Consider the following 21,606-nt stretch of genomic DNA (forward strand, 5'->3'; position numbering starts at 1 on the left):
TAAGAGCTTTTTCTCTTACAGCCTATTCTCTATTTTTCTTTTTATGCAAATAAAACGCTTCAAAATTGTAAGGTAAACGTTTACGAATAGACTATAGGCTACAAATTACATTATTACATGAAGTACGTTACTATACGCATAACAATGTTATGCTTACTCTTTTCTTTTGCATTATTTTCTCAAGAAACCACTGGCCGTTTAGAAGGCAAAATAAGTGATTCAAAAAATCAACCAATTGCTTTTGCTAATATTAGTATAACAGACACTGCCACCAACTTTAAATACGGAAGCATTTCTCAAGAATCTGGATTTTATGCGGTTACGAATCTTCCTCCTGGAAACACCTATAAAATAGAAGTTAGCTTTTTAGGGTATCGTTCAGAAACTCTAGAAAACATTACTATAAGTTTAGGAGCAACGACTACAAAAGATTTTATACTTATAGAAGAAGATGAAGCACTCGCTACTATTACTTTAAAAGTAGATAAATCTACTCTAAAAAAAGATAATGAACAGCTAATATCTAAAAAGACAATTGCACAAACACCTACTATCAGCAGAAGCATTCAAGACTTAACCCGAACACTTCCTGAAGCAAACTTAAATTCGTTTGCCGGTGCGAGCAACCGATTCAATAATTTAAACATTGATGGTGTTGCGAATAATGATGTTGTTGGTTTTCAAGAGCCTGCAAGTGGTGCTGCAGGATCTTCTGCCAATGGAACTCCTGGAAGCCTATCTAAAACTCAACCAATCGCTTTTGGAGCAATTAAAGAACTTTCTGTCAAAACAACGCCTTTTGATGTAAGTATTGGAAACTTTACAGGAGCTAATATTAACTTAGTTACTAAAAATGGAACAAATACTACAAAAACAGATATTTATGGTTTTGGAAATAATCAAATATTTGTTGGAAAATACGCCAATGGAGCACGCCAAGAAGTAAATAACTTTTATGACCTACAAATCGGCGCAAGTATTGGCGGAGCTCTTAAAAAAAACAAACTCTTTTATTTTATCAATGTAGAGCAAGCATTAAGCAGCCTTCCTCTTTTAAATGCTCCTGGCAGTTCTACTTCCAATATTGACTTTGCTACAGTTCAATTAATCTCCGAAACGTTACAATCTCGTTACAATTACGATCCCGGAACATATACAAATGCCGATTTAAAAACAGCAAGCACTAAAATTTTTGCTCGCTTAGATTACAACATCTCAGACAAACATAAACTTACAATACGTAATAACTATGTAAACAGTTTTTCTGATAATCTAGAATGGAACGAATCAATATTTAACTTTGGAAATCAAGGATATCGCCACAATAGCATTGCGAATAGTTTAACTACAGAATGGAATGCAAACTTTAATAACAACACTTCAAATACTTTATCCTTGGGATACAACAAAGTAACTGAAGATAGAGAATTTGACGGGCGTGTGTTTCCGCATCTCTTAATTCAAGATGCTTCCAATAGAATTTTTGCAGGAACATACCGAGAAGCTTCTGTATATAACACAAACCTTAACACATTCCAAATAACAAATAAATTCACATACATTAAAAACAAACACACATTTTCAATAGGAGCTTTATTGCAATACAACGATATTGATTACGGATTTTTATCTGCTTGGAATGGACGTTGGCAATATTCATCCGTTGAAAATTTTATAAACGACAGACCTTCACGAATTAGAGGCGTATATAGAACTTCAAATAATAATTTTGACTTTGTAAGCAATACGCCTTCCGCAACTTTAGACATTCTTACGACTGGTTTTTACATACAAGACCGCATCCGCTTTCATGACAACTTAAGTGTTTTTGCTGGAATTCGTTTGGATAACCAAATACTATTAGATGAGTTGCCAATAAGTGAGGAAGTAAAAAACACACCTGAATTTAGTCGTTTTGAAAATACAATCAATACAACTCCACAAATTAATCCGAGAATAGGATTTAATTATTATATAAACGATCGCAAAAATATAAAAGTACGAGGCGGAACAGGATTCTTCACAGGTCGCATTCCATACTTATGGTTTGCTTATGCAGAATATATTTCAGGAACTGATTATTTTAATGTTGATATTCGTCCTACTGGTGAAACGCCTATCGTTGAAAACGTAGAAGATTTGGCAAGTCAACAACCTGGATTAACAGAAATTAACCTCATAGACAACGACTTTAAACTCCCTCGTGAATGGAAAAGTAATATGGCAATAGATTTTAAGTTGCCTCATAATTTCGGGCTCTCTGTAGAAGGAAGCTACACCAATGTGATTAATGGAATTTTCTTTAAATCCATCAACCGAAAAGAAGAAACCGCAACATTTTCTGGTGCAGATAATCGTTCGTACTATACTGCGACAGGAGAAACTATTAAAATCAATCCTAATTTTACTAATGTATTTTTACTTACCAATACAAACAAAGGATATCGTTATAACTTTACACTTGGTCTAACCAAAAAAACAGATCAGTATAATGGTTATTTAGGGTACACTTACGGAAAAAGTAAAGATATTTCAAGTACAGTACGAAATTCTCCTGCGGCTAACTTTGAGTGGAATCAGGCAATTAACTCTAATAATCCCGAACTTTCATTTTCAAACTTTGATCTTCGTCATAAAATTGTTTCTGCTCACAATTATCAGTTTAACATCTCCAATCAGAGCGATTTACTAGTATCTATGTTATATAACGGTACTTCAGGAAGCCCTTTTTCATTTGTAAATCAAGGAGACGTAAATAGAGATGGTTCTTCAAGAAATGACTTAGTGTATATTCCGAATGACCAAAGTGAAATCAATTTAATAGACATAACAGATGGGAATGGAACCGTACTTGTTTCCGCTGAAGAGCAATGGGAAAATTTAAATAACTACATTAATAACAATGATTACTTACGTTCGCGTCGCGGACAATACGCAGAGCGAAATGGAGCTAAAACTCCTTGGAATCATCGATTGGATGCACGTTTTGAATACGGAATTAAGCTTAAAGGGACACATCGAATCAGTGTATCGCTAGATGTATTTAATGTCCTAAACTTAATTAATAGAGATTGGGGAAAACTCGTATTTGTTCCTAATGTTGTTAACTCTAGCTTTAGCTTGTTAAACTTCCAAGGAATTGAAAACAACCAACCAACATATCAATTTAATATACAAGACACTACACCTTGGGTAGTTGATACTGAGAACTCTCGTTGGAAAGCACAATTTGGTGTAAAGTATCAATTTTAACCTGTATCTTTGTAAGACTATGGAAAAGTATTTAGAAATCATACAAAAATCGTATAGCGATTACTGGAATTACTTTCAAGGACAAATATTTTTTCAAGATGTAGAAAATTACTTCTACGGTCTGATTGCAATTTCTTTGATTATTTGGATTTTGGAAATTTTGTTTCCTTGGCGGAAAAATCAATCTATTTTTCGAAAAGATTTTTGGCTAGATACTTTCTACATGTTTTTTAACTTTTTCATATTCAACATTATTCTCTATGCCGCTCTCTCTGACACTACTGTCGCCATAATGAATGATTTTTTAGGAATTGTTGGATTATCTTTTAACGATTTTCAACTTTTTGATATGAAACAACTCCCTACTTGGGCCGCGTTGTCAATTTTTTTCATTGTGTCTGATTTTGTTCAGTGGAATACGCACAGACTATTGCATAGGGTAGATTTTCTATGGAATTTTCACAAAGTACATCATTCTGTCAAAGAAATGGGCTTTGCAGCTCATTTACGTTATCATTGGATGGAAACTATTGTATACAAATCTATACTATACATTCCCATAACTATTATAGGTGGCTTCAATATAGAACATGCTGCATTTGTATACTTTTTCACGATTGCTATTGGACACTTGAATCATGCTAATTTAGGGTGGGATTATGGTTTGCTTAAATACATATTTAACAATCCAAAAATGCACATCTGGCATCACAGCAAAAAATTACCGAAAAAATATGGTGTAAATTTTGGTCTAACCTTAAGCGTTTGGGATTATCTGTTTGGTACTGATTACATTCCGAAAAATGGGCGTGATATTGAGTTAGGTTTTACCAATGATGAAAATTTCCCAAAAGATTTTCTTCAACAAGAAATGTATCCAATCCGTTTAAAAAAAGATTCACATGAAATATAGTTTCCTCTTTTTCTGTTTGATGTTTATAATTTCTTGCGGAACACAACAAAAAACAATTGAAAATTCAACCATAAAAACCTCTGAGGTCACTAAAACTATTATTGATTCTGTTACTGTACAACATGACAAAACCGCAAAGAATGATGCTCTCAATATTAAAAATAATCAGACAATAACGACTCCAGATAGTATTGTTTACAACGGAACTCGTGAGTTTACAACAACTTTTGAAAACACACACTTTAGTCATACAGTTTGGAATGAACTTCTTCAAAAATATGTTTCTTCAGAAGGTTTGGTAAATTATGCAGGATTAAAAGAAGATCGCAGAAAACTACAGATCTATTTATATGATTTGGGTGACAACCAACCGACAGACGTTTGGACAAAAGAAGAGAAACTCGCATACTGGATCAATGCGTACAATGCGATGACCATCGATTTGATTTTGGATAGTTATCCAGCTCGAAAAGGAATCAAAGAAATTCGTAATCCTTGGAAACAACGTCGATGGAAAATTGGAGACAAAGTATATAATTTGGATGAAATAGAACATGATATACTTCGCAACATGAACGAACCAAGAATTCATTTTGCAATCAATTGTGCTTCTTTTTCATGCCCACCATTACTCAATGAAGCATTTACAGCAACAAAGTTAGAAACACAATTAACAACAGTTACCAAAAAATTTGTAGCTGATACTAAACGAAATACCATTACAAAGAATCAATTAGAACTTTCTAAAATTTTTAAGTGGTTTAAAAAAGATTTCGAAAAAAATGGTTCTTTAATTGATTTTCTTAATCAATACAGTTCTCTTCAAATTGATACAAACGCAACTATATCATACAAAGAATACAATTGGAGTTTGAATGAACAATGAAAATGCCTTTAGAAAAAATCTCTATCATCATTCCAGTGTTCAATGAAGCAAAAAACATTGCAACGCTTCTTGAACAATTACTATTGCGAATGCGATACAAACATCATGAGATTCTTTTGATTGATGGTGGAAGTACTGATACAACTGTGGAAATTATTTCAGACTTTATTTCTCACTACAATAGAACAAACAATCATCATAAAAAACGCTGTATTGATCAACTAGTTGAAACAGACACTACAACTACACACATACAACTCTTTCAATCTGAAAAAGGACGTGCCAAACAGATGAACTATGGCGCACATAAAGCAACCGCTACAATCCTGTACTTTCTACATGCAGATACACTTCCTCCCAAACATTTTGATCAATATATGCTTCAAAAAGTATCTAAAGGGCACCAAGCAGGTTGTTTTCGGATGAAATTCGACTCATGGCATCCTGTGTTACTCGTTTCGCAATTCTTTACGCGTTTCAACGTTTCTTGGTGTCGTGGAGGTGATCAATCATTATTCATCGTAAAATCCTTATTTCACGAGTTAAAAGGGTTTAATGAAGAGTATTCTATTTACGAAGACTGTGAATTTATTCATCGCTTATATGCAGAAGATGAATTTACAGTGATTCCCAAAAATGTAATAACTTCTGCTAGAAAATATCGTGAAAAAGGCACTTGGAAATTACAATATCATTTTGCCATAATCCATTTCAAAAAATCTAAAGGTGCTTCACCGGAAGAGCTACATTCATATTATAAAAAATATGTAGCTACATAAGTTGCATCTTACTTTGCTGCGATTACGTCAATTTCAATTTTTGCACCAGCCGCCAATCCGCCTGCAGCAAATGTAGTACGAGCAGGTTTGTTAGGGAAATACTGTACATAAATGTTATTGAATGCTGCAAAATCGTTTATATCAGACAAAATTACGGTACATTTTACCACACGATCAAGCGATGAATTGTGTCGTGCCAGCACTTCACTTATGTTCTGAATTGCTTGTTTGGTTTCCGCTTCAATACCACCTTCTACTAGTGTTCCTTTGAGGTGATCTTTCCCAATTTGACCTGACAAAAACAATAAATTTTGAGTTTCTACTGCAGCGCTAAAAGGTGTATTTTTCCGTTCTTTCAAATGTGACGGGTGAAAGATAATGTCGCTTTGACGGTTGTTATCACTGGAAATTTGGCAGCTTGTAAAAATTAGTAGCAATAGTACATATAAAGAAAAGATAGTTTTCATCGTCGAAGTTTTGGTTTCTAACAAATTTAGTGAATTTGCTTTTTAAAGTTTTCATTTAAAAATACTGTCCAATTCCAAAAACGATTCCGCGGCTAGCATTTTTAGTAACTCCGTAACCATAATCTATTCGAAAAATAGCATTAAAAATTCGTTTATGAATAAAACGCAGTCCAACACCTGGATATATTCGTAGATTTCTACTATCGGTAAAATCACTAAAACTTCCTCCTGGATTTCGCCATGTTCCTGCATCAACAAATGTATTTCCTTGCATAATGAACCAGTCTTTTTCGTATAGTGTATATCGATATTCTGTATTTAGCACCAAACTGGCAGTTCCGCGATCAATAATATTTCCAACTCCACGAATATTCAAATTATTATCAACCGAAAAAGGAGCAAACGGACTTGAATTGTTAGATGCTACTCCAAAACGAATACGATTGGCCCAGTTTCCTCTTTCTCCTACTCTCTTAAAGTATAAAAAATCGCTCCAAGCAATTAAAAAGTTATCTTGAAAGTCATTTTCAGTAATTACATGTTGAGCATAAAAAGTATTCTTAACTCCCTCTATATACTGATAATAATAGTTTAAATTGTCATATTCATAAACAAGTTTTAACATCTGCTTGTCTAAAGTTAAATTTCTCGGAATCATATCTGACGTAAGTCCTGATAAATAATCATATTCTTCTGTAAATATGTTTATCCCAAACTGCAAACGATGTTTAAAGTTGAGCTGATACAACGCTAATACTTCAAATGATGTATTACTGTACTTATAATTGGCAGAACCTCCATTAAAAAACAAAGGCTCTTCGCTTGTCCAATTTTGAAAATTTATAGCGACACCAACATTTCTTGTGAAAAGATTGGGCGCTCGCAAATTGATTCCGTACGAATCAAAACCGTTATTTTGATAAAATCCGCCAAAAGCGATATTTCTTCCTAAAAAATTGTAATCATACAACCCAATTTTATATGCAAATTGCTCGTTGGTTGTTGTCCAAAAATTCACATTGGGAATCAGAGTAAAATTTTCTTCTACATTGTAAAATACATTGTATAAATTATCGTGTGAATGGAAAACTTGGTAATAAGCATGTGAAGCACCTGCCAAACGTTTTAATAAAATGACATCTTTTTCTAATCGTGCAGAATCTAACACATCACCATTACGAACACTAACATATCGTTTAAGAAAATGTTCCTTATTTTTTTTATGTCCTTGAAATTTGACATCGTACACAATTTCTTGTGGTTTTTCTTGAGCAAAGCTACAGATGAACCACAAAAAAAATAGGATGATACAAGATGATTTTTTAATTAACAGCATTTTTTAAATTACTGATGTAGTTTATATGTATTTCGTACAATTTCCTCTGCAGGTTTATTTTGTGGAGTAAAGAAAAAATCTTCTTTGCCTCCCGATCTTTCATAGTGATGAAACCATTTCCAAATAAAACCACCGGCAAACCATTCTTCCTTCCAAAATTCATTGTACAGGGCTTGCAATGCTACTTCTTGATTTTTTAAGTTTAGTGTTTTTCCCTTGTGAGAAGCATCCCAAGGCTCTTTGGCGGTATACTCAATACTTCGGTATCCATATTCAGTAAATAATACTTTTCGTTGTACTTTTTGTGCCAAATTTTGTATATTTTCCTTGTGTAGCTGCCATCCTTTTTGCAGGTCTTCAATGGAAGGATATTGAGCTTCACTTAATGGAAAATAAGCGTCAATTCCTATAAAGTCCAATTGTTCCCAAAAAGGAACTTTTGCAAACGAATCCCAGTTTTCTGCATAAGTTAATTTTCCCGTATACACTTTTTTTACTTTTGTAATGAGTTCGCTCCAGAATTTTGGTCGAGCTGCGACAAATTTGTGCAATTCGGTTCCTATACAATACATTTCTGCATTAATTTCTTGAGCCAAGCGAGCATATTCTAGAATAAAACTTTCATATGAAGATTCTAATTGCTTCCAATTTGCTTCTGATGTAGCTTCAATAAAACCTGTGAATTCACCTTTCCATACCCAAATTTGTGGTTTAATCATAATCTTAATCCCATTCTTTTGAAGTAGTTCAGCATATTGTTTGGCTCCCTTTCTAGTTTCTCCAAACCACTGTCTATCAGTATTATGAATAATTTCTGTACTTGATAGCTCTCGCATAAAACCAAAAGGCATGATTGCAGCATAATTGGCGTTTACATTAATTACAGGCGTAACATGTGTCTGTGTAATCGTATCGCGAGAAGCGACAAAACTCACGCCATTTACTTTTCGTATTTGGCTTGTACAAGACATTTGTAATAAGCCAAAAAATATACAGAGGAGTCTAAATTTCATATCAATAGCTTTAGACTCCTAATGTACTATATTCTTAAAAGATAGCTCTCAATCCGATGCTAAAAGTTTGTCCTAATCCTTGAAAGTTATGCCCTCTTACAAATTTATCAAAAGAAGCTTCAACGTTTAACACTTCGCTTAACTGGTATTTTGTACCAACTCCTAAAGAGGTAGAGTTTTGGGAAAAGTCGTTTCCAAGATCAATTAAAAAAGCTTGCTTTGTGTTTACATAAACAGTTGATTTAGTAGAAGGAAAATAACTCAAGAATACTCCAAAAGGTACAAATAAACTATTATTAGCAAAGCGCTCACTAACATTCTCTGAAGCTGGGTCAGCATCCGATGCTTTTTCTCCAAAGTTAAATCCAAAATCTATTTGAGTGAACAGTTGCCACTTGTCTTGCCCAAAAGTTTTATCATAAAAGAACTTTGTTTCCCAAAAAATACTTCGTTTGTCTAAATAAGGTGCATTCGCTTTGTCTTTAAATACAGGGAAGTATACAGAACTTGTAAAAGAAAATGTTGATATATTTTTGAAAGGTTGTACTCGAATAGAAGGAGCTATGGTTGTTAATCCGCTTCGAGAAGTGTTATTATCTCTAAAGTTAAATACATCTAATGCTCCCGCACCTCCAAACGTATTAGATCGCACTTGAAAGATAAATCCAATATTTATGCGACGATTGTCACTGATTCCTGTGTAGATTTCTGTAGTATTTGTAAAAAAGGTTTCTCTTGGAATCGTAACAGAATTACTTCCTGCATCTGTTCGTTCCGTTTGTGTATAAATACTATTGAAGAATTTAATATCCCATTGTCCCTTTTTTAAAAGTTTAGAAGGCGTATATTCTTGAATGTTTGTTTTATTATCGGTCGTTTCTTCCTCTTGTTCTTGAGCAAAGATGACATTTATAAACAATAAAGATAATACGATTGTGAATAGTTTTTGTGGATTCATTTTGAATTAATTTAGTATAGTTTTTTGGTTTGTATATTTTTTAAACTTGAATGTAGTTATAGCTTTACAGACTACTCAATTTCATTCAAGTTCCAATTATAGGGATAGTAACTTATTTTTGATTTTTCATCAATTTTATCTGTGCGATATTGATTTATGAATTTGATTTCATTTCCATTTTGGGTAAAGTCTTCTTTATACCATTTCATAATTTCAGAGAGTTGTACACGTCTTTTTTGGGTATTCACCTTGATAAAATCTTCTCTGTTCAAAGCTATTCGAGTTTGTCTTTCTAATTGCAACTCAAGTGTTTCTGGCATATACGCTTCATTAATAATTGGCGGGCAACCTAATCCTGCACATACCAATACAAAATGAAAACGTGCATCATGAAATTGTTTGCGTAATAATGTATGTTCAATATCGTTCAATGTGATTTTTTTTCCACCTACAACATGTTTTGTTATGTCAAAAAAACCTTTGATGTCTAAGGGAGATTTTACAGGGTAATTATCTATAATTCCTTTAATTACAGACAAGTTGTAAATATTAATCCAATACGCTTGATAGGTTTTTGCATCATTTTTAGTAACAGATAGCGAATTGGTCATTGCTAGAATTTTCTGCAATGATTCTGGATTTTCTTTGATTGCTTTATAATTAACACGACCATTTTGCACATATTCTTTAAAAAAAGCATCTGTTTCTTTAAAGAAGCTTGTGATATTCTGCGTCCACCCAATACTAGTGATAAACAGTAAAATAAATGTGATTTTTTTATAATTCATAGCCATTTTTTTGAATCATTTTTTGAGTTTGTGATGAAATGTAAGTCCATAAAACTTCCGATAACTTACAAAGTTTTCAAAATTATTTTTTTAGCTATTACGCTGATTTTCAAAAACAAAACAGGTTGTACTTTTATCAAATTCCTTACAATTGAATTTTAATTTATAATTATTCTAAATTCCTTGTCGAATTTAAGTTCTTAACTTTAGAGACGACAGAATTCACGTTACAAATCATTTCTGCGTAAGCTGAATTTAAAAACCCAACCACTATTTTATGGAACATATTGTAATTATAGGGAATGGAATTTCTGGTGTAACAGCTGCTAGACATATTCGAAAGCTTTCCGATAAACGAATTACTATTATTTCTGCTGAAACTGAATATTTTTTCTCTCGTACTGCATTGATGTACATTTATATGGGACACATGAAGTTTGTACATACACAACCTTACGAAAATTGGTTTTGGAAAAAGAATCGAATCGAACTAAAAAAAGCATACGTTACACAAGTAAATGAAACTTCCAAAGAGTTGGTTTTTGATACTGGAGAAACAATGAAATATGATAAACTTATCATTGCTACTGGTTCTAAACCAAATAAATTTGGTTGGCCAGGACAAGATTTGGAAGGTGTTATGGGCATGTATCATAAACAAGACTTAGAAAGTTTAGAAAAATATGCTCCAAATAATAAAGTATGTAAACGAGCTGTCATTGTTGGCGGTGGTTTAATTGGAATTGAGCTTGCTGAAATGTTACAAAGCAGAAATATCCCTGTTACCTTTTTAGTGAGAGAACAAAGTTTTTGGAACGGCGTATTACCCGCGGAAGAATCAGAAATGATTAATAGACATATCAGAGAACATCATATCGATCTTCGCTTGGGTGTAAACTTACAAGAAATTAACGCTGATGAATATGGTAAAGTAAAATCTATCATCATTAAAGAAACTGGAGAGGAAATTGAGTGTAATATTGTTGGTCTTACTGCTGGTGTTTCTCCCAACATAGATTTTCTAAAAGGGTCAAATATTGAATTAGGTCGTGGTGTCAAAGTGAATCGTATGCTTGAAACCAATGTTAAAGATATTTATGCAATTGGTGATTGTGCTGAACAACATGAAGCTATTGGCGAGCGCAGACCTATTGAAGCAGTTTGGTACACAGGACGAATGATGGGAGAAACATTGGCTCAAACTATTTGTGGAAACCCAAAAGAGTATACTCCAGGACATTGGTTTAATTCGGCTAAGTTTTTGGATATTGAGTACCAAACGTATGGTTGGGTTTGGGCCAAACCGAAGGAAAACGAAGCTCGTTTTTATTGGGAGCACAAAGATGGAAAAAAGTGCATTCACGTCAGTTTTGATAAAAATTCCAGAGAATTTATTGGTATTAATACATTCGGAATTCGATTGCGTCACCACTCTTTTAATACATGGCTTAATGAAAAACGTTCTGTAGATTATGTTTTAGAACACTTAGCTGATGCAAATTTTGATCCCGAATTCTACAAACAACATGAGAAAGAAATTATTACAAAATTCAATACTGAACAACAAACACAAATTACACTTAAAAAAAGAAACTGGAAACGCATATTCAGCTACTAATCTTACCTAAAAAACACGTTATGAAATTCATTCGAATTACTGGCCTTTATATATTCATTGTGTCTGTGTTATTATCTATCACAACACTTTTTATGGGATCTTATACGCTAACTTCTTCTTCCATTGAAGAAGCATTTAGCGGCAAAAAATCTCGAGTTAGCGAGACACTTACTGTTGTTGCTAAAGAAAATGGATTGCTCAATAAAACTTATCCAAATCAATTTTCCTTTATGGAAGATGTAAAAATACTTTTAAATAAGTACAATACTCGCATTACAGACGATCTTACAAAAGAGCGTGGAATTTCTTCTGTAGAAAAAGAACGTGTACTCTCTGCAGCTACCAAAGAAGGCAAGGTTATATATTCGCAAGAAATTATAAATCAATCGCTTTCTGAAAATAAGGCAAAGTTGCTACATGATGGAACAAATTGGATGTATACCTCCAATAAAACTTATGAATACGAAGAAAACTTTGAAAAAGATCTTACTGATAAAATAAACGAAATTAACCGTCAACTGGCAGGAGAATATGTTCTTTATGATAATAAATATACTCGTTTTGACATTACTGAACGTTCTGCTACTGGAATTATAACGAACAACAAAGTATTGTTTTTATTTCTCACATTTGGTTTGGGTGTTATAGGTTCCTTGATGTATATCATTACAGGATTATTTTTAAAACCAATTCCCGGTATTAAAAACAACGGAATTTATTTTAACAATGCCATCAACCGTGGTTGGGTTGGTATCATCGTTTTTGGGTTTTTAGTATCATTTTACGTTTTGCTATACTTTTATCCTTATATCATTGCAAACTGGACAAATATTGTAGATCCACTAAAAAGTATTTTCATTAAAAATGGTTCTGCTTCCCAATGGTTTTTATATGGAATTTTATATACCGTTTCAATGATTGTTATGGGTATTCGTATGTTCATTAAGTATCGTCATAATCAATATCAAATTGTTAGAACAGCTAGCGTACTCTTTTTCCAAATTATATTTGCCTTTTTATTGGTTGAAATTTTACCATTATTTGATCTTCCTGGCGTAGACTTAAAAAATGCTTGGCCACTAGATTATAACTTTTTAACCGATTGGAATGTCAAGAACTACTTAGAAGCAGGCCATTTAGGAAAGTTTTTATTTTTTTGGGGCTTTATTCTTTCGTTGGTCGTGGTTCCGGTATTGGTCTATTTTTATGGAAAACGTTGGTATTGTTCATGGGTTTGCGGCTGCGGAGGATTGGCAGAAACACTCGGCGACCCGTACAGACAATTATCTGACAAACGCTTAATTGCTTGGAAAATTGAACGCTGGACCATTTATCCAATTTTGATATTTGCAATTGTGATGACAATTGTTGTTGGAATGAATACGTATGACATTATTGCTACACCAAACAATCCAAATAATCATACATTTTTAGGAATTAATGCATATAAAATTAACGAATGGTACGGTTTCTTTATCGGCTCTATCTTTGCAGGTGTTATAGGAACAGGTTTTTACCCAATTCTTGGAAACCGTAGTTGGTGCCGTTTTGGTTGTCCTCTAGCTGCCTATATGGGCATCGTTCAACGATTCAAATCAAAGTTTAGGATTACGACCAATGGCGGGCAATGCATTTCCTGCGGAAACTGTTCCACATACTGCGAACAAGGAATTGATGTACGCTCTTATGCTCAAAAAGGACAAAATATTGTTCGTGCTTCTTGTGTTGGTTGCGGAATTTGTAGTGCGGTTTGTCCTCGTGGTGTTTTAAAATTAGAAAATGCTCCAAATGATGGAAAAACACGTCATGAAATTCCTGAAGTAATTTTAGGAAATGATGTGAATTTGTTTGAAATGCTTGAGGAAAATAAATAGGAAAAACCAACACTGTTTTCAATCTTCAAAAAAGAGTTAAAACTAAAAGTATCACATTATGAAATATGCACTCCTCATTTTTTGTATCAGCATCTCTATCTGCGGAAGCATTGAAAAAGAATATAAAAAAAGCTATCATGCTAATGGAAAGCTAAAAGCAGAAGGATGGGTTCGGGATGGAAAACGAATCAAATACTGGAAATTTTATCATACAAATGGTGTAATTTCCAAAGAAGGCCATTACAAAGATGGAAAAGCTGTTAAATATTGGTACTTTTATCGCGAAAACGGTAAAAAATTAAGTGAAGGACATTTTTTAGAAGGCCAAAAATGCAAATGGTGGCTTTTTTATGATGAAAATGAAAAGGTTAACCATAAATGTCAGCTAAAAGATAATCAAAAAAATGGTTACTGTTTACGTTATAAAAATGAAGAATTAGTTAGAGCAGAAAAATATCTAAACGGAAAAAAAATAGGTGAATGGACCGATTTAGCAAGTTTTAAAAAAGAAAACAGCATTTGGGACTTACGGTAGAATTGAAAAATTAATCGCTACATCTCAATTTTCTTAAAATGGTAAGTACTATTGGTGCACTTAAACTGAATATAGTTTTTTTACATAGAAAATTATATAAAAAGGTACTGGAACATGTAAATTCCTAAAACTATGAGGTCAACAGCCAAAAAATAAAATATGATCATAAAAGTTATCATTCCTGCGTACAATGAAGAAGATTCTATTGCAAGTGTGATTCAGGAAATCCCCAAAGAAGTACACGAAGTTATTGTGGTAAGTAATAACTCAACCGATAATACTGAAGTTAATGCCAAAGCTGTAGGTGCCACTGTTTTAAAAGAGCCACAAAAAGGCTATGGATATGCCTGTCTCAAAGGAATGGACTATATTGCTGCTCAAAGTGAGCAACCGAACATTGTCGTTTTTTTAGATGGCGATTATTCGGATTATCCTGAAGATTTGACAAAAATTGTGGAACCTATTATTGAAAATGATATCGATTTTGTGGTTGGTGCACGTGTAAAATCGTTACGAGAAAGTAGCTCTATGACACCGCAACAAGTATTTGGTAATTGGTTAGCCACTTTTTTGATGACATTATTTTTTGGAGCAAAATTCACAGATTTAGGCCCTTTTAGAGCAATTAAATATAAAAAGCTTTTACAACTAAACATGGAAGACAAAACCTATGGTTGGACAGTTGAAATGCAGCTTAAAGCTTTGAAACAGAAATTATCTTATATTGAAGTTCCTGTACGCTACAAAAGGAGAATTGGTGTCTCAAAAGTTTCAGGAACCGTAAAAGGTACTATATTTGCTGGCGTAAAAATTTTAGGTTGGATATTTAAATATAGTTTTAAATAGATGGATTTTGATGCAGAATTTTTCAAACTAGCACTGTCATTTGTCGTAATGGCTATTTATGGAATTGCTTTGATTATGATATTGATGTATAGTTTAGCACAATTAAACTTGCTTATCAATTATTTAAAAGCAAAGAAAAAAAATGATAACGCACCACGTTTTGATTTGAACAATCCAAACGAAGTTCCCTATGTAACCATTCAACTTCCTGTGTTTAATGAACTGTATGTAATGGAACGCTTGTTGGATAATATTGCTCTGATTGACTATCCAACAGATAAATTAGAAATTCAGGTATTGGATGATTCTACTGATGAATCTGTAATTTCAACTGCAGAAAAAATTAAAGAACTTCAAGAACAAGGATTGGATATTCAACATATTCGCCGAGAAAATAGAACTGGTTTTAAAGCAGGTGCGTTAAAAGAAGGATTAAATGATGCCAAAGGAGAGTTTATTGCCATTTTTGATGCTGATTTTTTACCAAAAAGTGACTGGTTAAAGCAAACCATTCCCTATTTTAAAGATCAAAGTATTGGGGTTGTGCAAACACGCTGGGGACATTTGAATAGAGATTATTCATTACTTACCAAAATTCAAGCATTTGCGCTTGATGCCCATTTTACATTGGAACAAGTAGGAAGAAATTCTAAAGGGCATTTTATCAATTTTAACGGGACAGCTGGAATTTGGCGTAAAACCTGTATCATTGACGCTGGAAATTGGGAAGGCGATACGCTAACGGAAGACCTAGACTTGAGTTATCGAGCGCAATTGAAAAACTGGAAGTTCAAATACTTGGAAGATGTTGAAACACCTGCAGAATTACCTGTTGTGATTAGTGCAGCACGTTCTCAACAATTTCGCTGGAATAAAGGTGGCGCAGAAAACTTTCGAAAGATGGTAAAACGTGTTATTTCTTCAAAAAACATATCTTTTAAAACCAAAGTTCATGGAATCTTACATTTGTTAAATAGTACTATGTTCTTGAATGTATTGATTGTAGGTATTTTGAGTATTCCAATGTTGTATATTAAAAACTCGTATGGTCACTTAGAAATCTACTTTACGATTTCTAGTTTTTTTATTATCAGTACTATCATCTTTTTTGTTTGCTTTTGGTTTCCATTCAAACGTGTACAAGGTGGCGGATTTGTTAATTTTATAGATTATATCAAAATGTTCTTTACCTTCTTTTCTGTAGCGATGGGGTTTTCAGTTCATAATTCTGTAGCTGTTTTAGAAGGTCATATGGGAAAACGCAGTGAATTTGTACGAACGCCAAAATTCAACATTAAGAGCTTAAAAGATTCATGGAAAAACAATAAATACATTAAGAAAAAAGTTTCTGCCAATACTATCATTGAAGCGTTATTAATGATTTATTTTTTATTTGGCATGTACAGTGCTTATCCGTTGAATGATTTTGGTTTGTTCCCTTTTCACTTGATGCTTTTCTTAGGTTTTGCTTTTGTGTTTTTTAATTCGATTCGTTCCAAAGTGTGATTGCATCTTTGGTAAAATATCATAAAATCACTGGTCTTTTTGTACTACTCAGTGTCTTTGTGTATTATTATATTGGCTATCCATTAGAGCGAACGAATACGACATTACTACTATCTTTATACAGTATTGTATTTGCATGTTTTTTAGGATTACTTCGCATAGAAAAACTATCCTTTTTAGGACTTGCAGGTATTGCAGTTTTTTTTCGGTTAATTTTTATAGGAAGTATTCCCAACTTATCACAAGATTTTTATCGTTTTATTTGGGACGGAAGAATGTTGTTAGAAGGTTGGAATCCCTATTTATATTTACCAAAAGATTTGATAGCAAGTGATTCAGCACCAATTGCGCAAGCTCATGAACTTTTTAATGGCATGGGCGAATTAAGCGCCTCTCATTATACTAATTATCCTCCTATCAATCAATTATGTTTTGCTATTGCAGGAATTTTTGCTGGAAAAAGTATTTTAGGCTCAGTTATAGTACTACGAGTAATTATCATATTAGCAGATATCGGAACCTTGTATGTTGGCACAAAATTATTGCAACGTCTTAATTTACCAGTAAAAAGCATTGGGTCATATATGCTCAATCCTTTTATTATCATTGAGCTTACAGGAAACTTACATTTTGAAGGCGTAATGATTTTCTTTTTAGTATGGAGTTTATATTGGCTTCACAAAGGTTGGTGGAAATTAGCAGCAATCTTACTCGCCTTTTCTGTTTCTGTAAAATTAATTCCATTACTGTTTTTACCATTATTTTTTCAATGGTTTACCAAATACAAAGTTTCAGCATTTTATAAAAAAAATTTCAAGTTTATTATAAAAGGAGTTTTTAATCTTAGTATATTTTATCTCATCGTAATTGGCACTATTTTTCTATTGTTTTTGCCTTTTATTTCTTTTCAATTTATAGAAAACTACCAGCAAACAGTAGGCTTGTGGTTTCAAAACTTCGAATTTAACGCTAGTTTCTATTATATAGCCCGTTGGATTGGCTATCAGGTAGTAGGTTGGAATACCATCGCAACAATCGGAAAAATCACACCGATAATAGTGCTGCTGCTCGTACTTACTCTGAGTTTTTTTAGAGATAATACGAATTTTCAAAAAACAATAACAGCTATGCTTTTAGGGCTTTCTTTTTATTTTTTTGCCACCACTACCATGCATCCCTGGTACTTAGCTACGCTATTGTTTTTAAGTGTTTATACAAAATATCGCTTTACAGTAGTTTGGTCCTTTACTATCATGCTTAGCTATACCGCCTACAGTAAGGATTCTTACCAAGAAAACTTAATTTTTGTAGCTTTAGAGTACATCCTCATGTATGGCTATTTAATATATGAAGTATTATTTAAGACTACTGCCAAAGAAACATAAAGCAATCCTCATAAACCTTCTTTCATTTTTTTTCTGTAATTTTATGTTATAACCATTATAATTACCAGATCATGAAATCATTACGTCTCTTACCAATTACATTACTTTTTGCTTTTACAACAACCACATTTGCACAGATTGATGGTTCTCCAAGACAATTTGAAACTACCTCTCAGATATATGATCAATTATTCAAGATTATGAATACTAGAGAAAAAATACCTTATGAAATTGATTGGAACAATGTACAAGGAAGTCCTTACTTAGACGAAAACTATAAACTGGCAAAGTTATATGTGGGAGATACATCCTATGGAAATATCATGATGCGCTTTAATACATATACCAATGAAATTGAATTGTATCCTAGAGAAGGAAAAGAATCGGAAGCATTAATGAAATTAGACGATTCCAAAATTGTATACGAAGATACTACCATAGAAATCTTTGAGTTTACAAATGAAGAAGGTGCGACAAAAAAAGGGTATTTTGTTGTGTTAAGCGATCAAGATGATGTAAAACTTTTGCTTCGTAAAAAATGTGTGTTTTCACCAAACGAAAAAGCACAAACTGCCAATCAAGCAGATCGAAAGGCAAAATTCACACAGTACGATTATTTTTATATTGTTCAGAACGGAGAATTGACTCAAGTTGATCCGCGAAAAAAAGACATTATCGAGCTTTTTCCTCAGAAAGAAAAAGAAATCAAAAAATACATTAAAGCACAAAAATTAAAGCTTAAGAATGCAGACGATTTTGCAAAGCTGATTAATTATGTAGCCTCTTTATAAAGATTTTTTTAGATTAGCCCAAGATCTTTAGCATTGGCTATTAAATGAATTGCATTATTTGCTTTAAAGTAAATTTTGAGTTTGCTAAGGCGTTTTTCAATTGAACTTAAACTGTTAGGCGAAATACTTCTTTTTTTCAAATCAGAAGCGATTTCGTCTTGGCTCATTCCTTTGGATAGTAGTTTTAATAAGCCAATATCATAGTCGTCAATCTCCATAGCGGTTTTAGGACTTAATGCATTACGTACTTTTGGCGACAGATACGTATCGCCTCCTGAAATTGCTTTTATGGCATTTTTAAGTTCTAACAAGCTTTTTCTGCCTTTACATACATAAGCATCAATGTCGTATTCTTGAAAAAGCCTACGAACACGTTGTAATTTGTCTTCCACAGAATAGACGATGACTTTTAATGCGGGTTGTTCTTCTTTAAGTTTAATCAATAATTCTTCCCCAGAACTTAATTTTTGTTTTCTGTGGTCTTTTACAAACGATAAATCGGTAATGAGTAAATCATAAGGAACATTATCTTTTCGGGCTCTTTTTGCTTTTAAGTCTGCATCATCACAATATTGAGCTTGATCTATTGTAGCTATTTCCAATTCGGAAAGTGCTTTCAAGACACCAGCGTTAATATCGTCCATATCTTCGGCAATTAAAACTTTTGTAAACATAAGTTATCTATCATATTGGAACATTAATACTAAACTTACAACCTTTTTCAAGTTGTGTATCAAAAGTAAGAGTTCCCTGAATGGCATGAATACGGTTTTCCGCATTTTGTAATCCATTTTTTGAAATCTTCTTAGAAAAGCCCTTTCCGTTGTCGATATATTGAATGAATAATTCTTTGTTTTTTTTCTCAATTGAAACCACTACAAGTCCGGCATTGCTATGCTTTTTCATGTTTGTCAACAATTCTTGTAATACTCGATAAATAGTAACTTTTATATGAGAAGACACTTGTGTCCAAATTGCGATATCATACCGTTTTAAAAGTACATTTACCTCATCTGATTGATAGCTTCGGAATAAATTTGTGACTTCTTCTGCAAATCCTTCACCGGTTTCCACACTTCTATTTTGCTTTGAAATATCGCGTGCATTATTATAAATAGTATCTAGCTTGTCTAACACAAACTCTTTTTCTGGATCGGATGTTTCCAATTGCGCCATTAAATTATGAATATCATTCGCCAATTCGTCATGTACTTTGCTTGAAATTCGAGCTTCAGTTTGATGAACAGTATCCACTTTTTCTATCTTATGTTGACGTTTAATTTTTTGATAGATGAAGAAGATTGCAACAAGAACAAGTATTAAAACTAGAGCCAGAATTAAGATGCTATTTTGGTTATCAGTAGCTCTTTGCCTTTCTTCCATCGCTTCTCTTTCAGCTCGAATTCTTTTGCTTTCTGAATCATCAAAATCAAATTTATTACTAATATATAACGAATTAAAGAACTTACGCTTGTTTTCTAATTTACGCTTGACTTTAAAAAATTCATTTTTAAAATCTTCCTTTATCTGAATTTGAGGTAATTTTTCAAGCTTAAATTCCATCATCTCATAAATTGATGATAAATTTCCCAATTCTTTAGCCTTGTTAATAGCCTCATCGATATAGTTTATAAAAACAGAAATATCTTTCTCACTGTAGAGTTCTGCTAATTTTTTATTGACACTAATTTGTAAAGAAAGGTTGTCCGTCTTTTTAGCTGAATCTAACGCTTTTTCAAGCAGTGAATCTGAAATAGCATTAAACCCTAATTTTATATACATAGCTCTAGCTAAGTTACTTTCTATACGAGGAATTGCTTTACTATTTTTAACCTCTTTTAAAAGTGATTTATAAATTGCAATCGCTTTATCTGGCTCTTGTTGAAGTGTAAATATGTTTGCACGGGTTTCTTTATAAACAATAATATTAGTTGCTCTTGCTCTGATTGTATAGGTTGTATCTTGTCCAATTTTTAAAGAGGAATCGTTCTTTTTTAGAGCTTCTTCATATTCGTTATTTTCCTTTGAAATTACTGCAAGAACGTGGTATAATCCGCTAAGAGTTTTCCCATCGTTTAAATTTTCAAGGTACTTAATCCCGTCTTGTGCCACGAGTTGTGCTATATAAAAATTTCCTATCCTTTTTTGAATATTGGCGATTTCTAAAGAAGCTTTCCCTGCGTATATACTATCTTTCTTTTTCGCATATAGTTTCTTAGCTTCAGCTAAATTTTGATATGCTAAATCAACACTGTCAACATCTCTATAAAATAACCCTCTATAATAGAGAGCCTTTGCTATTTGAAGCGTATCAGCATTTTTTATACTTATATCACAATATTTATCTACATACTGTTTTGCGGAATCCTTTCGGTTGCTTCTGTTAAATGCCAAATAAAGTCTGTAATATGCGTCTCTAATTGAAGTATTTGATTTTTCTTTTCTTGCGTGATAGAGCATTTTTTGTGCGTATACAATTGCACTATCATATTCTTTAACATCTACACTATTATAAGACTTATTCTCATAGTAAGATACTATTTTAGATTTCTTCGTTGTTTGCTTTAATTCTCTCTCACAACCTGTGATTATATATACGATTAAAATAAAAAAGAAGGATGTCGCTGGCAGTAGTTTCATCCTTCTAAAATAGTAAAAA

Annotated in this window: 18 protein-coding genes; 11 read left to right on the forward strand and 7 right to left on the reverse strand. The window is 32.8% G+C overall.

The features are described 5' to 3' along the window. The first annotated feature begins 117 nt into the window (after nt 1-117). Genes AA088_RS00575 through AA088_RS00590 form a run of 4 tightly spaced genes read left to right on the forward strand, consistent with a single transcriptional unit; the run spans nt 118 to nt 5,830 of the window. Entirely contained in the window at nt 118-3,252 is a 3,135-nt protein-coding gene (locus AA088_RS00575) for a TonB-dependent receptor (protein WP_082106492.1), read from the forward strand. Nucleotides 3,253-3,271: 19 nt separating this feature from the next. Beyond that, nucleotides 3,272-4,165, forward strand: coding sequence for a sterol desaturase family protein (locus AA088_RS00580; protein ID WP_046742994.1), 894 nt, complete (start codon nt 3,272-3,274; stop codon nt 4,163-4,165). Further along, on the forward strand, nt 4,155-5,051 hold the full coding sequence (locus tag AA088_RS00585) for a DUF547 domain-containing protein (RefSeq protein ID WP_082106494.1): 897 nt from the start codon (nt 4,155-4,157) through the stop codon (nt 5,049-5,051). Before AA088_RS00580 ends, AA088_RS00585 begins: the two co-directional genes overlap by 11 nt. 2 nt (nt 5,052-5,053) lie before the next feature. Next, on the forward strand, nt 5,054-5,830 hold the full coding sequence (locus AA088_RS00590; RefSeq protein WP_046743180.1) for a TIGR04283 family arsenosugar biosynthesis glycosyltransferase: 777 nt from the start codon (nt 5,054-5,056) through the stop codon (nt 5,828-5,830). An 8-nt stretch (nt 5,831-5,838) separates the two neighbouring features. On the opposite strand, the gene AA088_RS00595 is transcribed toward AA088_RS00590, so the two are convergent. The 5 genes from AA088_RS00595 to AA088_RS00615 all read right to left on the reverse strand — a co-directional run bounded on the left by AA088_RS00595 (nt 5,839) and on the right by AA088_RS00615 (nt 10,392). Next, complete coding sequence (locus tag AA088_RS00595; RefSeq protein WP_046742995.1) at nt 5,839-6,297, reverse strand: RidA family protein; 459 nt, start codon at nt 6,295-6,297, stop codon at nt 5,839-5,841. 55 nt (nt 6,298-6,352) lie between these two features. Continuing rightward, nucleotides 6,353-7,633, reverse strand: coding sequence for a POTRA domain-containing protein (locus AA088_RS00600; protein ID WP_046742996.1), 1,281 nt, complete (start codon nt 7,631-7,633; stop codon nt 6,353-6,355). Between the two features lie 8 nt (nt 7,634-7,641). Beyond that, the gene (locus AA088_RS00605) at nt 7,642-8,646 is read right to left on the reverse strand and encodes a glycoside hydrolase family 113 (protein ID WP_046742997.1); all 1,005 of its coding nucleotides are present in this window, start codon (nt 8,644-8,646) and stop codon (nt 7,642-7,644) included. A gap of 34 nt (nt 8,647-8,680) precedes the next feature. Continuing rightward, complete coding sequence (locus tag AA088_RS00610) at nt 8,681-9,604, reverse strand: hypothetical protein (RefSeq protein ID WP_046742998.1); 924 nt, start codon at nt 9,602-9,604, stop codon at nt 8,681-8,683. Nucleotides 9,605-9,675: 71 nt separating this feature from the next. Then, complete coding sequence (locus tag AA088_RS00615) at nt 9,676-10,392, reverse strand: DUF547 domain-containing protein (protein WP_046743181.1); 717 nt, start codon at nt 10,390-10,392, stop codon at nt 9,676-9,678. Between the two features lie 277 nt (nt 10,393-10,669). On the opposite strand from AA088_RS00615, the gene AA088_RS00620 reads away from it, so the two are divergent. From AA088_RS00620 to AA088_RS00650, 7 genes are all read left to right on the forward strand, one after another. Continuing rightward, nucleotides 10,670-12,010, forward strand: a complete 1,341-nt coding sequence (locus tag AA088_RS00620; RefSeq protein WP_046742999.1) for an NAD(P)/FAD-dependent oxidoreductase — start codon at nt 10,670-10,672, stop codon at nt 12,008-12,010. Between the two features lie 20 nt (nt 12,011-12,030). After that, nucleotides 12,031-13,884 carry a 4Fe-4S binding protein gene (locus AA088_RS00625; protein WP_046743000.1) on the forward strand — a complete coding sequence of 618 codons (1,854 nt, stop codon included), beginning with the start codon at nt 12,031-12,033 and terminating at the stop codon, nt 13,882-13,884. 58 nt (nt 13,885-13,942) lie between these two features. Beyond that, on the forward strand, nt 13,943-14,419 hold the full coding sequence (locus tag AA088_RS00630) for a toxin-antitoxin system YwqK family antitoxin (protein WP_046743001.1): 477 nt from the start codon (nt 13,943-13,945) through the stop codon (nt 14,417-14,419). A gap of 159 nt (nt 14,420-14,578) precedes the next feature. Continuing rightward, nucleotides 14,579-15,265, forward strand: a complete 687-nt coding sequence (locus tag AA088_RS00635) for a glycosyltransferase family 2 protein (protein WP_046743002.1) — start codon at nt 14,579-14,581, stop codon at nt 15,263-15,265. Then, complete coding sequence (locus AA088_RS00640; protein WP_046743003.1) at nt 15,266-16,771, forward strand: cellulose synthase family protein; 1,506 nt, start codon at nt 15,266-15,268, stop codon at nt 16,769-16,771. Next, nucleotides 16,768-18,156: a mannosyltransferase gene (locus AA088_RS00645; protein ID WP_082106496.1), complete on the forward strand. Its 1,389-nt coding sequence runs from the start codon at nt 16,768-16,770 to the stop codon at nt 18,154-18,156. Before AA088_RS00640 ends, AA088_RS00645 begins: the two co-directional genes overlap by 4 nt. A gap of 71 nt (nt 18,157-18,227) precedes the next feature. Further along, nucleotides 18,228-18,947, forward strand: coding sequence for a hypothetical protein (locus AA088_RS00650; RefSeq protein WP_046743004.1), 720 nt, complete (start codon nt 18,228-18,230; stop codon nt 18,945-18,947). Nucleotides 18,948-18,955: 8 nt separating this feature from the next. On the opposite strand, the gene AA088_RS00655 is transcribed toward AA088_RS00650, so the two are convergent. Then, complete coding sequence (locus AA088_RS00655; RefSeq protein ID WP_046743005.1) at nt 18,956-19,621, reverse strand: helix-turn-helix domain-containing protein; 666 nt, start codon at nt 19,619-19,621, stop codon at nt 18,956-18,958. Nucleotides 19,622-19,631: 10 nt separating this feature from the next. Continuing rightward, nucleotides 19,632-21,587 (reverse strand): sensor histidine kinase, encoded by a 1,956-nt coding sequence (locus AA088_RS00660; RefSeq protein ID WP_046743006.1) that lies wholly within the window; start codon nt 21,585-21,587, stop codon nt 19,632-19,634. Between the last annotated feature and the right edge of the window lie 19 nt (nt 21,588-21,606).

The organism is Kordia zhangzhouensis (genome assembly GCF_001005305.1).
GTDB classification, from domain to species: Bacteria; Bacteroidota; Bacteroidia; order Flavobacteriales; family Flavobacteriaceae; genus Kordia; species Kordia zhangzhouensis.